This is a genomic window from Arthrobacter sp. Y81 (genome assembly GCF_002929335.1).
In the GTDB taxonomy this organism is placed as follows: domain Bacteria; phylum Actinomycetota; class Actinomycetes; order Actinomycetales; family Micrococcaceae; genus Arthrobacter.
The window spans coordinates 101149-113777 of sequence record NZ_PJIL01000009.1 but is presented as its reverse complement, the minus strand read 5'-3'; the positions used below and the strand labels follow the sequence as shown (position 1 = coordinate 113777).

Genomic DNA, 12629 nt, shown 5'->3' with positions numbered 1-12629 from the left:
TGAATGAAGTGGATTCTTCTGGCCGGCGCGATCCTCAGTGAGGTGACTGCGTCCCTTTCCTTGAAGGCTGCCCTGGATCATCCTGCCTTCTTCATTGTTGTTGTCCTCGGCTACGCCGCTTCTTTCGGTTTCCTCGCATGGGTCCTCCGCAAAGGCCTTGGCCTGGGGGTCGCCTACGGCATCTGGGCTGCACTGGGCGTAACCCTCACGGTGCTGCTGGCAGCCCTCATCTTCGGCGAAACACTGACCCCTGTCATGCTGGTCGGGATGGCCATGGTCATCGGCGGGGTCCTCTGCGTTGAACTCGGATCGCACCAAACGCCGGCCGGAGTGCCGGCAAAGGAAATGGCCAGCTCATGACGTGGCTTCTGCTGGCGGGGGCCATCCTTACCGAGGTTACCGCCACCTTGTTCCTGCGTGTCGCGTCCACTGGCAAGCGCCGTTGGTACATACCCGGTCGGCGTCGGATATTTCCTGGCGTTTGCCCTCCTCACCCTGACCCTGGACCAGGGAATGAACCTGGGGGTTGCGTACGGCACCTGGGCAGCTGCCGGCGTCGCCCTGACCGCACTGGGAAGCCGTGTCTCCTTCAAGGAGAGGATCACGCCCGTCATGATGCTGGGACTCGGCCTCATCATCGGCGGCGTCCTGCTCATCGAGCTTGGTGCCGTCCACTAGGCAGGAAGTGCTGGATGCCGCTCAGGCTGAGGACGTACCCGATGTTCCCCTTGGCCACGCCCTCATCGATGATGTCCGGGTCAGTGTGGGCAGGTACAGCGACGCGATGGACTGCGCCAGCTGGAAAACCACGACGGCGATCAGTAGCCGCCGTATGGGCCGGTTGCAGGCCCTTCCGCGCGCGCCCGCCCCCATGTGACAAGACGGCCACAGGCCCAGTGGCTAGGCTGGAGCTTCGGCGCGCCGAGTGGCACGCGGATGCATGTTGAATTGGGGGATTTCTTTTGGGGGAACAGCGTTTGATTTTTGGCGGATCGGCCACGATTCCGCAGGTCCTGAGGGCGTCGACGGCGTTCTGGCTGGCCAGTGCAGTGGTGGGCGGCATCCTGCCCGTTATCCTGGAGCTTTCCGGGATCGGTGTGGGTGTGTCCGCGGCCGGTTGGGCCATGGCCGCTTTCGCGGTCCCGTTTGTGGTGCTTCAGTTGTGGGCTGCTCCGTGCTGATGTGGCTGCCCGCGGCCAGCGCCTTCTTCCGGCCGACGTACGCGTCCGTGGAAGCTCCTGAAAGCAGCCGGAACGTGGAGGCGGGATCATGAGGACGCCTCAGGCGAACACCCTCATCTGGGCGCTGGGTGCAGCGCTCTTCGCACTGGTTGGCGTTTCCGTTGCCTTGTCCGCAGGCGGCCAGTGGTATTCGATCCTGTCTGCCGTGATCCTGCTCGTAGCGGCCGCGGTTTTTGCGGCAAAGGCTGTGGTCACGACGCGCTCGTAGCGGTGAGCCGCCCGGCGGTGCTCCCTAGCGGTGTTCGTCGATCATGACCGCGGTTGTCCCGGCTTCCAGTGCTTCAAAAATGTGCGGTGCGTCGCCGGGATAGCTGATGTAGTCCCCGGCGTTAAGCGTGGCCGGGGACCCGGACGGGCCCACTTTCGCGGAACCGGCGGTCAGGATGACGTGTTCGATGGTCCCCGGCGTGTGCGGCTCCGATTCCCTGGCGGGCCCCGGTTCCGCAGCCAGCTTGTAGAGGTCCCTGCGAGAACCCGCTGGGGCGTGCGCGAGCAGGGTGATGGCGTAATCGGAGTGCTCGGACCGGACCGGCTGCCCCTCGCCGGCGCGCATGATCACCACGCCCGCGCGCGGAGGATCCACCAGGTCGGTGAAGGAAACGTCCAAGGCAAGCGCGAGCGCCCACAGGGTTTCAACACTGGGATTGCCGACGCCGGACTCCAGCTGGGACAGCGTGGACTTCGCAATCTGCGCGCGGCGGGCCGCTTCCGTCAGCGACAGGCCGGCGGCCTCGCGGTGACGTTTGATTGCCGCCGCAATCGCCTTGAGCGGGGCTTTGCTCTGCTCGGTCACTGTTCGCTCCATCGGTCGATCGTTCGGCTTGACAGTCACCAGTGTACGCGTTCATTCTATTGAACATGGATACGATGAACCGAACAGAGCTGCATTCACTCCTGCGCTCCGTGGCCGTGGTCTGCCTGGCCGGCGGGATCCTCGGAATCTCCTACGGCGCCCTGGCCACCGGCTACGGCCTGCCCTGGTGGATCCCGGTTCTGCTGTCTGTGGCAGTGGTGGCCGGCGCCTCGGAAATGATGTTCGTTGCCATCATCGGAGCCGGGGGCAGCCCATGGCTGGCTGCCGCGGCCGGGCTGCTGGTCAATGCCCGGCACATTCCGTTCGGCTTCCAGGTGGCCCCGGTCATGGGCCACGGCCTCCGCTCTATCCTCGGCGCCCACGCAATCAACGATGAGTCCACCTCGTTTGCCCTTGCCGGAAGCAGCCCGGCCATACGGCGCCTCGGATTCTGGGCGTGCGGTGTGGGCATTGTCCTGGTCTGGCCCCTCGGGACCGCGCTGGGCACCTGGCTCGGCGCCTTCCTCGGCGACCTGGACCGTTGGGGACTCGACGCCGTCTTTCCGGCGATGATCCTCGCCCTGGTCATTCCGAAGGCTCGGGCGGGCGGCGCTGCCCTGACCACCGCGGTGGTGGTGGGCGCGGCAATCACTGTTGCAACGGCGTCGTTCCTTCCCGCCGGACTCCCGGAACTGCTCTCCCTGGCCGCCATCGCGGTAGCCCGTCCCTGGCGTCCCACCACAACCGAACCGGAACTGAGCTCATGACTGAACTTCTGGCCGCGATCGCCGTCCTTGCCGTAGGAACCTATACCTTCCGGGCCACGGGGCCGCTGTTGCGCAAGCGGTGGAAGCCGTCCCCGGCCCTGCAGCGGACCCTGGAGGTGGCGTCCGTGGTGCTGCTGGCGGCGGTTGCCGCCCGGTCCGGCACCTTTCACGACGGCGAACTGGCCGGCGGCGCGCTGATCGGCGGTGCCGCGGTGGCCGCTGTCCTCAGCTGGATCAAGGCACCGTTCCTGGTGATTGTCGGAGTCGCCGTCGCAGTAACCGCCGGGCTAAGGTTCGCGGGCCTGGGCTGAGGGCGGGCGCGAGTCCGTTCGGCTTGAGGTGGCCCTTCCGCGCACGGGTGCGGCGTGGCATCGTTGCTGCGACGCTGGCCAACGCCTGGCATGCCAGGGTCATGGCTGATGAGGTGGTCAGCCACGCGTTCAGCCACGGGTTCCATCCCGACCACAACCGGCGGCTGGCCGCCTATTGGGCCGAGGCTTTAGGCGGCCCGCCGGACTATTCGGGTTTCTACGGGGACGAGACATCAGTGGTGCGGATCCACAGCGGCAACGGGCAGCACGAGGATATGGACCGCAGGGCCATCAGCTGCTTCGAGCAGGCCCTGACGGACGTCGGGCTCACCAACGACGACGTCCTCCGCCAAGTGCTGCACGACTACTTCGCCTGGGCGACGAACACCACGATGTCGAGGTACGAGCGTTCCCCGGATGACGTGCCGGACGGGCTGCGAATCCCAAAGTGGTCCTGGGAGGGGCTCGTCCGGGAAAGCTGAACAAGGCCACTTTCCGGATGTGGCTATGGTGCGCGCGCTTCGCGGCCACCTACCGTGGACGGGTAAGTACTCCCGCCGGAGTTCCCTGAAATCCAGAGACGGACCAGCATGCCCACTGTTGTGAACGAATATCCCTTCTCCCAGGTAGACGTCTTTGCCCCGGGGCCCAAGGCAGGCAACCCGGTCGCCGTCGTGCATGACGCCGAGGGCCTGTCCACTGAACAGATGCAGAGCTTCGCGAACTGGACCAACCTGTCGGAGACCACGTTCCTGCAGAAGCCGACGCATCCGGAAGCGGACTACAAGCTGCGGATCTTTACCCCGGCGTCCGAACTGCCGTTTGCCGGACATCCCACGCTGGGCTCTGCCCACGCCTGGCTGGACATGGGCGGCCAGCCCCGCCGGGACGGGGTGCTGGTGCAGGAATGCGAGGCAGGGCTGGTGAAAATCCGCCGCACCGACGCCGATCTGGCCTTTGCAGCACCGCCGCTGGTCCGCTCCGGCCCGGTTGAACCTGCGGTACTGGAACAGGCCATCGCCAGCCTGGGCATCGATGCCGCCCAGGTCCTTGGCAGCAATTGGGTGGACAACGGTCCGGGCTGGATAGGAATCCGGCTGGAGTCAGCGGAACAAGTGCTGGAGCTGCAGCCTGACTTCGCCCTGATGGACCAGCTCTGTGTTGGCGTGATCGGACGTTTCGCGGAGGCAGGACCGGCGGACTATGAGGTCCGGGCGTTCGTGCCCGGGTTCAGCGTTCCCGAAGATCCCGTAACCGGCAGCCTCAACGCCGGACTAGCGCAATGGCTCCTCAGCGAAGGAGTGGTGGACGGTGACTACACCGTCCAGCAAGGCACCGCCCTGGGACGCGGCGGGCTGCTGACCATCACCGTCGAGGACGAAGGCATCTGGGTTGGCGGCACCAGCCGGACCGTGGTTAGCGGCCGGGTATCGCTGTAGGTGCACTCAGGGAACAGCAAACCACTGACTCAATCTGCACCTTGGCGCCTAGCGGCAGGGCGGCCACCTGAACAGTGGTGCGGACGGGATACGGTTCTTGCAGCCGCCGGGCATACACACCGTTGATCGCTTCAAAGTCCTGGTAATCAGTCAGATAGACAGTCGTGCGCAGCAGATTTTTCAGTGTCAGTCCCTGTTCGTCGAGCAGGATCTGCAGATTGGTCAGCATCGTGTCGCACTGCTCGGAGACATCGTCCGAGACCAGCTCTCCGGTATCACGGCGCTGGCCGATGATGCCTGCGGTGTATCCGATATTTCCGTGCTCAACGTAGTGGGAAAACGGGGCTGCGGACTGGTAGAGCTGCGGACTGAAGTGATGGCGGGGCATGGTTTCCTTCGGGCGACGTTGGTCTGAAGCACGGATATTGGCCACCCTAGCTCGTGCAGGCGCGCGAATGTCTGAGGATGTGCCCGCTGCCTCAGACGCCGCCGAAGCCCTCGGAGCCGTCCGGATCGGCAAGATCCACATAGATACTGTGGGAACATTCCAGGTGCTCCAGGATCCCGAAGGCAACGAATGGTGCGTTGTGCGCGCCGCAGGAGCATGAGTTAGGAAAACTCCTTCAGCGCCTCCGTCAGGAGACGGCCCGGCTGGCCGAGCCGCACGTGGGTGCCGTTGGAGGCCACCCGTTCCCCGGCGATGACGACGTCGGTGACGTCGCTGGCTGTGGCACTGAACGGGAACTGCTCTGCCTTGGAACCGGCAGTACGGGCGGAATCAGGATCAACGGCCATCAGGTCGCAGACCGCACCCACCGCCAGAGCGCCGGCAATAGGCGTGGCCATGGAGCGGGCTGCCCCATCCGTAGCGGCCCGCAGCAGTTCCTGCGGGGAGAACCTGCCGCGCTGGCCGGAACCGAGCCGTTCCCCGTGTTCCAGCGTGCGCATTTCAATCCAGGGATCGATGACGGCGTGCTGGTCCGTGCCCAGCGCTATGGTGGCTCCGGCGTCGGACAATGCGCGGGCCGGGCCGATCCCGTCGGCGAGGTCGGCCTCAGTACTCGGGCACATCACCACCGTGGCGCCGGCATTGCCGAGCAGGGCGACGTCCCCGGGCGTCAGGTGCGTGGCATGGACGGCCGAGAGCCGCCCGGACAGCAGGCCGTGCCGCTCCAACAGGCCCGCGGGGGTGACACCGTAGGCCTCCAGGCAGGCCTCGTTCTCCGCCGGCTGTTCGCTGAGGTGGATGTGGAGGGGCATATCCGCGGGCAGCTGTTCAGCCACCGCCGCCAGGTCCGTATCGGGCACGCCGCGCACGGAATGCAATGCGGCCCCCACTCCGACCATCTCCGGTGGAAAGCTTTGCGCGATTTCGTTCCGGAGCGAAAGAAGCCTCTCCAGCCAGGCCTGGACGCTGGCGTCGCCGAACCGCTGCTGTTCGGGACTCAGCGGCGTACCGATCCCTCCCGCCAGATACAGCGTGTCCAGGAGCGTCAGTCGGATCCCTGCCGCCATTGCCGCCCGGGCCAGGGCCAGCTCCATGGCATGCGGTTCCGCGTAGGGAGCGCCGCCAGGCTGGTGGTGGACATAGTGGAACTCGGCCACGCTGCTGAAGCCGGCGACCACCATTTCCGCGAACACGGCACTGGCGAGCTTTTCGTAGGTTTCCGGCGTCAGCTCGGCCGCGCTCCGGTACATCTGCTCCCGCCACACCCAGAAGTCGCCGCGGCCGTCATGGGTCCGTCCGCGCAGGATCCTGTGGAAGGCGTGGGAATGGGCGTTGGCGGCGGCCGGAAAGACGACGCCCTTCAGGATGTGGTCGCCGGGCTGCGGTTCCGCGCCGGAAGTGATCCGCTCGATGCGGCCGTCCCGCACGTCCAGCCGCACCGACGCGCGCACTGCGGGGCCGCCGTCGGCTTCGCCGGTGCCACCGGCGCCGCCCATAACAGCCGTCTCGCACCAGAGCCCGGTGACATCAGGCCCGGTCACAGGAGGCCCTCCAGGACATCCGCGAGGGCGCCGGCACCGGTGTTGGCGTCCTCGTCGGCCACATATTCTTCCGGCGAATGCGAGATGCCGCTGGGATTGCGGACGAAGAGCATCGCGGACGGCACATAGGCGGAGAGCACCCCGGCGTCGTGGCCGGCTCCGGTAGCCAGCAGCGGGGCGTCGGGCAGGATCCCGCTGATCCGCTGGGTCAGGCCGGGATCGAAATGGACAGTGTCGCTGTAGGACTCTTCCATGAGGGAAACGGAGCATCCTTCGGTGGCCGCTATCTGCCGGGCGGCGCCGTAGATCGTTTCGATCAGCCGGGCGGTCACGGCATCGTCAGGGTGCCGGGCATCGAGCCACATGTCCACGCGGGAGGCAATGACGTTGGTTCCGCCGGGCACCGGCATCAGGCGTCCCACCGTGGCACGCGCATCCGGCTGGGCTGCAGCGGCGTCGCGCACGGCGACGATAATCTGTGCCGCTGCGACCATCGGATCCGCGCGGTCCGCCATCAGGGTGGTCCCGGCGTGGTTGCCCTGGCCGCTGATGCTCAGCTTCCAGCGGCCGTGCCCCAGGATGGAACTTCCGACGGCGATGGCCGGGCCCCCCGTGCCCAGGCCTTTGCCCTGCTCCACGTGCAGTTCAACAAAGTCGCCGATCCGCGCCAGGGCCTGGGGATCCGGACCGACGTGCCTGGGATCGAGGCCGTTCAACCGTGCGACGTCCGCAAAGGTGTTGCCGTCGCCGTCGCGCAGGTTCCGTGCCTTGTCGACGTCGATGGCTCCGGTGAGCAGGCGGGACCCGAGGCAGGCTACGCCGAAGCGGGAGCCCTCCTCCTCGGGGAACACTGTGATGGCGAGGGACCGGTTCGGCACTTTTCCGCGGGCTATCAGGACGTCGACGGCGGCGAGTGCCGATGCGACGCCCAGCGGGCCGTCAAAGGCCCCGCCGCCGGGTACTGAATCGAGATGGCTTCCCGTGACCAGGGCGCCGTCCTGGGGTTTGCCCCACCAGGCCCAGATAATGCCGTTGCGGTCGGTCTCGACGGACAGGCCGCGCTGGAGCGCCTGTTCGATGAACCATGTCCTCAAGTCGAGTTCCGCCGTCGAGTAGACGGCCCGGGAATAGCCTCCGCGCACCGCGTCGCGGCCCACGCCCTTGATCGAGTCGAGGAGCTGATTGACGGTTTCCAAATGAACCTCCAAGTAGTGACGATTCCTGAATTCGGCTAGCCGGGTCAGCCCCCGAGCACCACGTTGACCGGCGGCTCCCCCGCCAGCATGAGGTCGATCTGCCGCTGCAGCAGCCGGCCCATCCTCGGGCGCATGGCCGAACTCGCACCGCCCACGTGCGGGGTAATGATGACGCCGGGAGTGCCCCATAGCGGGTGGTCCTTGGGCAGCGGCTCGGGATCCGTGACGTCCAGCGCGGCGCGGATCCGTCCCGAAGCGGTGTGGCGGACCAGGGCCTCAGTGTCCGCCACCGGACCCCTGGCCACGTTGACCAGCAGCGCGCCGTCGGGCATTGCCGCAAGGAACTTGTCGTCGATAAGGTGCCTGGTGGCGTCGCCGAGCGGGACCCCGACAACCACAATGTCGTGGTCCGGCAGCAGTTCCGGCAGTTCTGCAATGCCGTGGATGACGCCGTTCCCGTCCGTCCGTGGCCGGCTGGCCACGCGTGTCACCGTGGTTTCAAACGGGATGAGCCGCTGCTCAATCGCCTTGCCCACGCCGCCGTAGCCCACGATGAGGACGCGGCGGTCGGCGAGGCTGGCGGTGGGCCGGGCTTCCCAGAGGCCCTCCTGCTGGTTGCGCAGGAGCCGCGGCAACTCCCGCTGGCTGGCCAGGATCATGGCGAGGACCAGTTCAGCTGTGGAGGTTTCGTGCACGCCGGCAGCGTTGGCGAAAACCCGGCCTTCCGGGAGCGAGTCCGCCACGCCGTCGTACCCGATCGACTGGCTCTGCACCAGCGCGGTCTCCACCGCCTCGAGATTCCGGAGAACGCGTGTGCCGCCCATGTACGGCGGGACCACGATGTCGATCTGCGGCTGCGGCGGCTCGCCCGCGAAGTCCCACTCAACAACGGTGACATCCGGGTGCGGCTTCAGGTACTCACGAAGTACCGCGTCCGGCAGGCTGACAGTGATCTTCCGGGTCATGATTCTCCAACTGCTCCGTCGGCTCGGGGCAGGCTGGCGCCACGGAAGCGCGGCCCGCCGGGAGGGGTTCTTTGCTGCCAGCCTAATGGAGGGAGTCGTTCCAACACCGTTGCGGGCCACTTTGCATCGGGGTAGCTTGGCCGGATGCTGAGCATTGGCTCGATCGTCATCCGCGTTGATAACCTCCCGGCCCAGATGGCCTTTTGGCAGGCCGCCCTCGGCTTCGCGCCGCGGCATGAACCCGAGGACGATTTTGTGATCTTGCAGCCGCCCGGCGGCATGGGAACCTGCATCTCGCTGGACCGCATCCCCTCGTCGGTGCACATCCCGCCGCGCATCCATCTGGACCTGTACACGGAGGACCAGAGCGGCGAAGTGCAGCGACTCCTTGGCCTGGGCGCCACCCGCGTCGAGTGGAGCAAACGGCCCGCGGACGCGGACTACGTGATCATGGCCGACCCCGAGGGCAACCGTTTCTGCGTCATCGACACCGCCGGCCGGGGTGACACCGAAGGGTCCGGCGTCGCCCAATAGCACCACACACAAACACCCAAAAGCGCACAAGAATGTCACAGGCTCGTTGACTTACCCCGCCGCCGACTGTTAGAAATGATCGGAAAGCGGTTTCCGGGCTGCGCCCAGCCATCACCAAGCCAAATACCACGGCCGGGTTCTCCATTATTTTTTGAAACGATACAACTACCTTGCGCGAACCGGACGTGCCTGCCATTCACTGCCTCACGCGTGTCGAAGGAGACAAAGCGATGACCGAAACAACGCTCAACTGGCTCGACGGCGGGGCTCCGGCCGCGCTTTCCGGCGGCACCACCTGGGGCATGCCCTTCGCGCGCGGCTCCCTGGCCGGCGCCAGCGGGATCTCCGTTGCGGACGCGGCTGGCCGCACCGTCGCGTCGCAGGCCTGGCCGCTGGCAACATGGCCGGACGGCTCGCTGAAATGGGCCGGCATCGCCCTGCCGGCAACCGACGCGCCCTCGGCGCACTACAACGTAACGTCCGACGGCGGACCCTCACCGAAGACGGAAACCGCACCGGAGGTTGAGCCCCCACCCCACATCGAGGTGACGGAAGCGGAAGACTCCGTCACGGTGTCCACCGGCGCGCTGGAAATGGTCATCAGCCGCAGCAGCTCAACCCTGTTCACCACCCTTTCCCGCGGCGGCGTGCCCGTGGCCCGTGACGGCAAGCTGGTCAGCCTGCTCCAGGACGGCGCCCAGGACGGCCCCGGAAGCGTCAGCCGGGAACCGTTCACCGGCGAGGTGACCGCCGTCGTCATTGAACAACGCGGTCCTGTCCGTGCCGTGGTGCGGCTGGAAGGCTCGCACCGGCCGGACACCCACGGCGGCGACGGGCGCAGCTGGCTGCCGTTCGTGGTCCGGTTCTACTTCCACGCCGGCGCCCGCAGCGTGCGGATGGTCCACTCGTTCATCTGGGACGGCGAGCCGGAGCGCGACTTCCTCGCCGGCCTCGGCATCCGCTTCACGGTGCCGATGGAGGGCCAGCTGCACGACCGGCACGTGCGCATCGCAGGGGCAGACGGCGGTTTCCTCACCGAGGCGGTGCGCGGCCTGACCGGCCTGCGCCGCGACCCGGGCGAGGCCGTCCGCCGCGCCCAGATCGACGGACAGCCCACCCCGCCGCTGGAGGAGTGGAGCGAGCTGGTGTCCAAGCGGCTGCACCTGATCCCGGCCTGGAACGACTTCACCCTGAGCCAGCTGAGCGCCGACGGCTTCGAGCTCCGCAAGCGGACCGGCGAGGGCCACGGCTGGGTGGGAATCTCCGGCGGCACGCGGGCCGAGGGATTCTGTTCGCTCAGCGGCCCCCGCGGCGGCTTCGGCATCGGCGTCCGCAACTTCTGGCAGTCCCACCCGGTCCAGCTGGACATCCGCGGCGCCGCCACCGCACAGGCGGAAGTGACCGCCTGGCTGTACTCGCCGGAGGCCCAGCCCATGGACCTGCGTTTCTACCACGACGGGCTGGGCCAGGACACCTTTGAAGAACAGCTCGAAGGCCTCGAAATCACCTACGAGGACTACGAACCGGGGTTCGGCAATCCCAGCGGCATCGCCCGCACCCACGAGCTGACGCTGTTCGCCTACGACGCGACGCCGGACACCCGCGCCCTCGCCGCTGACGTGGAGGCATCCTCAGCGCCGCCCCTCCTCCAGGCCTCGCCTGAATACCTTCACTCGGTCAGGGTCTTCGGCGACTGGGCGCCCGTGGACCGCAGCACACCGGAGCGCGCCGGGCTGGAGGACAAGCTGGACTTCCTCTTCGACTTCTACGCCGGCCAGGTGGAGCAGCGGCGCTGGTACGGGTTCTGGAACTTCGGCGACGTGATGCACACCTACGATTTCGACCGGCACGCCTGGCGCTACGACGTGGGCGGGTACGCCTGGGACAACTCGGAGCTCTCCCCGGACCTGTGGCTCTGGTACATGTACCTGCGGTCCGGCCGGGCGGACGTGTTCCGCTTCGCGGAGGCGATGACCCGGCACACCGGCGAGGTGGACGTCTACCACCTGGGCGAGTGGCGCGGCCTGGGATCCCGGCACAACGTGCAGCACTGGGGCTGCAGCGCCAAGCAGCTGCGGATCAGCACCCCCGCCTACCGGCGCTTCTACTACTACCTCACGGCGGACGAACGCACCGGCAACCTGCTCTCCGAACTCGTGGACAGCGACCAGAACTTCCTCGGCCTTGACCCCGTACGGAAGGTCCGGCCGGACAGCGCCACCTACCGGCCGGAGCGGAACGCGCTCGGCGTGGGGCTCGGCACCGACTGGGGATCCCTCGCCGCCACCTGGCTCACTGACTGGGAACGCACCGGCAACCCCCGTTCCCGGGACCGGCTGCTGGGGACCATAGCGGACATCGGCGCCCTGAAATACGGCTTCCTCACGGGAGAGGCGCTGTACGACCTGGACAAGGGAAGGTTCGACGCCGGGCGCGAACGGATCCAGGTATCGCACCTTTCCGCGGTGTTCGGGCTGGTGGAAATCTGCAGCGAGCTCATCGACCTGATACCGGATGCCGCGTTCGAACACGCCTGGCTGCAGTACTGCCGGCTGTTCCTGGCCTCGGAGGAGGAGCAGATTGCCGAGGTGGGCCAGCCGCTGGACGGCGTCTACCTGACGCAGGCCCACAGCCGGCTTTCCGCCTACGCGGCGGCCCGCGCCGGGGATTCCGGGCTGGCACGCCGGGCCTGGGACAGCTTTGCGGAAGGCGGCGAACACCTCAACCACGGATCGGCGTTCACCCTGCGGAAGATCAAACCGCCATACGTCCTCACCGCCGTCGACGAAGCGCCCACGGTGTCCACCAACGATGCTGCCCAGTTCGGCCTGGCGGTGATCCAGAACCTGGCCCTGATCGGGGAGCACCTCCCGGCACTCCAGCCCGTCCGCTGAACGCCGGCTGGTTCGCTGACCGCCGTCGCCCGCTACACAGCGACTGGTTCGCCGGGTAACCCGGCGGTCAGCCGGCGCTGGAGCGCCGGCTGTCGTAGTCCCCGCGGGCTTCCTCCACCTGGTCCATGTTGTCGTCCGCCCACTCCTTCATCCCGTGGATGACTGCCAGGAGGGAGTGTCCCAGCGGCGTGAGCTCGTAGTCGGTGCGGACGGGCACGGACAGGGTGAGCAGCCGGGTCACCAGCCCGTCGCGTTCCAGCGAGCGCAGGGTGGACGTGAGCATTTTCTGGCTTGCCCCCGGAATCCGCCGGCGCAGCTCGCTGTGCCGGAGTTCCCCGTCCGCCAGTTCCAGCATCACCAGGGTGACCCATTTGCTGGTGATCGTCTCGAGTAGCTGGCGCGCCGGGCACTGCCCCAGCCCCTCCGCGTAGTGGGACTGTGCTGTCTGCCGTTTCTGGTCCGCTGTGAGAGTCATCGCCCTATATTCCCCTGATGCCGGT

At 67.1% G+C, this 12629-nt stretch carries 16 protein-coding genes and 2 pseudogenes; 11 read left to right on the top strand and 7 right to left on the bottom strand.

Annotated elements, in window-relative coordinates; genetic code table 11:
• Positions 1–3 precede the first annotated feature (3 nt).
• Entirely contained in the window at positions 4–360 is a 357-nt protein-coding gene (locus CXQ91_RS13615; RefSeq protein WP_104174446.1) for a multidrug efflux SMR transporter, read from the top strand.
• Positions 357–678, top strand: a pseudogene (locus CXQ91_RS13610) (DMT family transporter). Before CXQ91_RS13615 ends, CXQ91_RS13610 begins: the two are co-directional and overlap by 4 nt.
• A 13-nt stretch (positions 679–691) precedes the next feature.
• On the opposite strand, the pseudogene CXQ91_RS25740 reads toward CXQ91_RS13610, so the two are convergent.
• Positions 692–873: pseudogene (locus CXQ91_RS25740) on the bottom strand (hypothetical protein); the annotation flags it as partial.
• Positions 874–977: 104 nt separating this feature from the next.
• Between CXQ91_RS25740 and CXQ91_RS13600 the strand changes: the two are divergent.
• Both CXQ91_RS13600 and CXQ91_RS13595 read left to right on the top strand, forming a co-directional pair.
• Positions 978–1181 carry a hypothetical protein gene (locus CXQ91_RS13600; protein WP_104174444.1) on the top strand — a complete coding sequence of 68 codons (204 nt, stop codon included), beginning with the start codon at positions 978–980 and terminating at the stop codon, positions 1179–1181.
• An 88-nt stretch (positions 1182–1269) separates the two neighbouring features.
• Complete coding sequence (locus tag CXQ91_RS13595; protein WP_104174443.1) at positions 1270–1449, top strand: hypothetical protein; 180 nt, start codon at positions 1270–1272, stop codon at positions 1447–1449.
• Positions 1450–1473: 24 nt separating this feature from the next.
• On the opposite strand, the gene CXQ91_RS13590 is transcribed toward CXQ91_RS13595, so the two are convergent.
• On the bottom strand, positions 1474–2034 hold the full coding sequence (locus CXQ91_RS13590) for a helix-turn-helix domain-containing protein (RefSeq protein WP_258073972.1): 561 nt from the start codon (positions 2032–2034) through the stop codon (positions 1474–1476).
• A gap of 74 nt (positions 2035–2108) precedes the next feature.
• Here CXQ91_RS13590 and CXQ91_RS13585 point away from each other — a divergent pair, with 74 nt between their 5' ends.
• The 4 genes from CXQ91_RS13585 (at position 2109) to CXQ91_RS13570 (ending at position 4551) form a co-directional block, all read left to right on the top strand.
• A complete protein-coding gene (locus CXQ91_RS13585; RefSeq protein WP_219816527.1) occupies positions 2109–2801 on the top strand; it encodes an AzlC family ABC transporter permease in 693 nt (230 codons plus the stop codon).
• Positions 2798–3112 (top strand): AzlD domain-containing protein, encoded by a 315-nt coding sequence (locus CXQ91_RS13580; RefSeq protein WP_104174441.1) that lies wholly within the window; start codon positions 2798–2800, stop codon positions 3110–3112. Before CXQ91_RS13585 ends, CXQ91_RS13580 begins: the two co-directional genes overlap by 4 nt.
• 23 nt (positions 3113–3135) lie before the next feature.
• Positions 3136–3594, top strand: a complete 459-nt coding sequence (locus tag CXQ91_RS13575) for an oxidoreductase (protein ID WP_258073971.1) — start codon at positions 3136–3138, stop codon at positions 3592–3594.
• Positions 3595–3702: 108 nt separating this feature from the next.
• The gene (locus CXQ91_RS13570; RefSeq protein ID WP_104174440.1) at positions 3703–4551 is read left to right on the top strand and encodes a PhzF family phenazine biosynthesis protein; all 849 of its coding nucleotides are present in this window, start codon (positions 3703–3705) and stop codon (positions 4549–4551) included.
• Here CXQ91_RS13570 and CXQ91_RS13565 read toward each other — a convergent pair.
• The gene (locus CXQ91_RS13565; protein ID WP_219816526.1) at positions 4529–4984 is read right to left on the bottom strand and encodes a RidA family protein; all 456 of its coding nucleotides are present in this window, start codon (positions 4982–4984) and stop codon (positions 4529–4531) included. The two genes, CXQ91_RS13570 and CXQ91_RS13565, sit on opposite strands and share 23 nt — an antisense overlap.
• A gap of 22 nt (positions 4985–5006) precedes the next feature.
• Here CXQ91_RS13565 and CXQ91_RS24755 point away from each other — a divergent pair, with 22 nt between their 5' ends.
• Entirely contained in the window at positions 5007–5159 is a 153-nt protein-coding gene (locus tag CXQ91_RS24755; RefSeq protein ID WP_219816525.1) for a VOC family protein, read from the top strand.
• A gap of 1 nt (position 5160) precedes the next feature.
• On the opposite strand, the gene CXQ91_RS13560 is transcribed toward CXQ91_RS24755, so the two are convergent.
• The 3 genes from CXQ91_RS13560 to CXQ91_RS13550 are packed head-to-tail and all read right to left on the bottom strand — an operon-like array spanning position 5161 to position 8701.
• On the bottom strand, positions 5161–6495 hold the full coding sequence (locus tag CXQ91_RS13560) for a formimidoylglutamate deiminase (RefSeq protein ID WP_104174536.1): 1335 nt from the start codon (positions 6493–6495) through the stop codon (positions 5161–5163).
• Positions 6496–6536: 41 nt separating this feature from the next.
• Entirely contained in the window at positions 6537–7736 is a 1200-nt protein-coding gene (locus tag CXQ91_RS13555) for an allantoate amidohydrolase (RefSeq protein WP_104174438.1), read from the bottom strand.
• Positions 7737–7780: 44 nt separating this feature from the next.
• Positions 7781–8701: a 2-hydroxyacid dehydrogenase gene (locus tag CXQ91_RS13550; RefSeq protein WP_104174437.1), complete on the bottom strand. Its 921-nt coding sequence runs from the start codon at positions 8699–8701 to the stop codon at positions 7781–7783.
• A 144-nt stretch (positions 8702–8845) separates the two neighbouring features.
• Between CXQ91_RS13550 and CXQ91_RS13545 the strand changes: the two genes are divergently transcribed.
• On the top strand, positions 8846–9235 hold the full coding sequence (locus CXQ91_RS13545) for a VOC family protein (RefSeq protein ID WP_104174436.1): 390 nt from the start codon (positions 8846–8848) through the stop codon (positions 9233–9235).
• A 230-nt stretch (positions 9236–9465) separates the two neighbouring features.
• Positions 9466–12129, top strand: a complete 2664-nt coding sequence (locus tag CXQ91_RS13540) for a Tat pathway signal sequence domain protein (RefSeq protein WP_104174435.1) — start codon at positions 9466–9468, stop codon at positions 12127–12129.
• 67 nt (positions 12130–12196) lie between these two features.
• On the opposite strand, the gene CXQ91_RS13535 is transcribed toward CXQ91_RS13540, so the two are convergent.
• Entirely contained in the window at positions 12197–12604 is a 408-nt protein-coding gene (locus CXQ91_RS13535) for a helix-turn-helix domain-containing protein (RefSeq protein WP_104174434.1), read from the bottom strand.
• Positions 12605–12629: the final 25 nt, after the last annotated feature.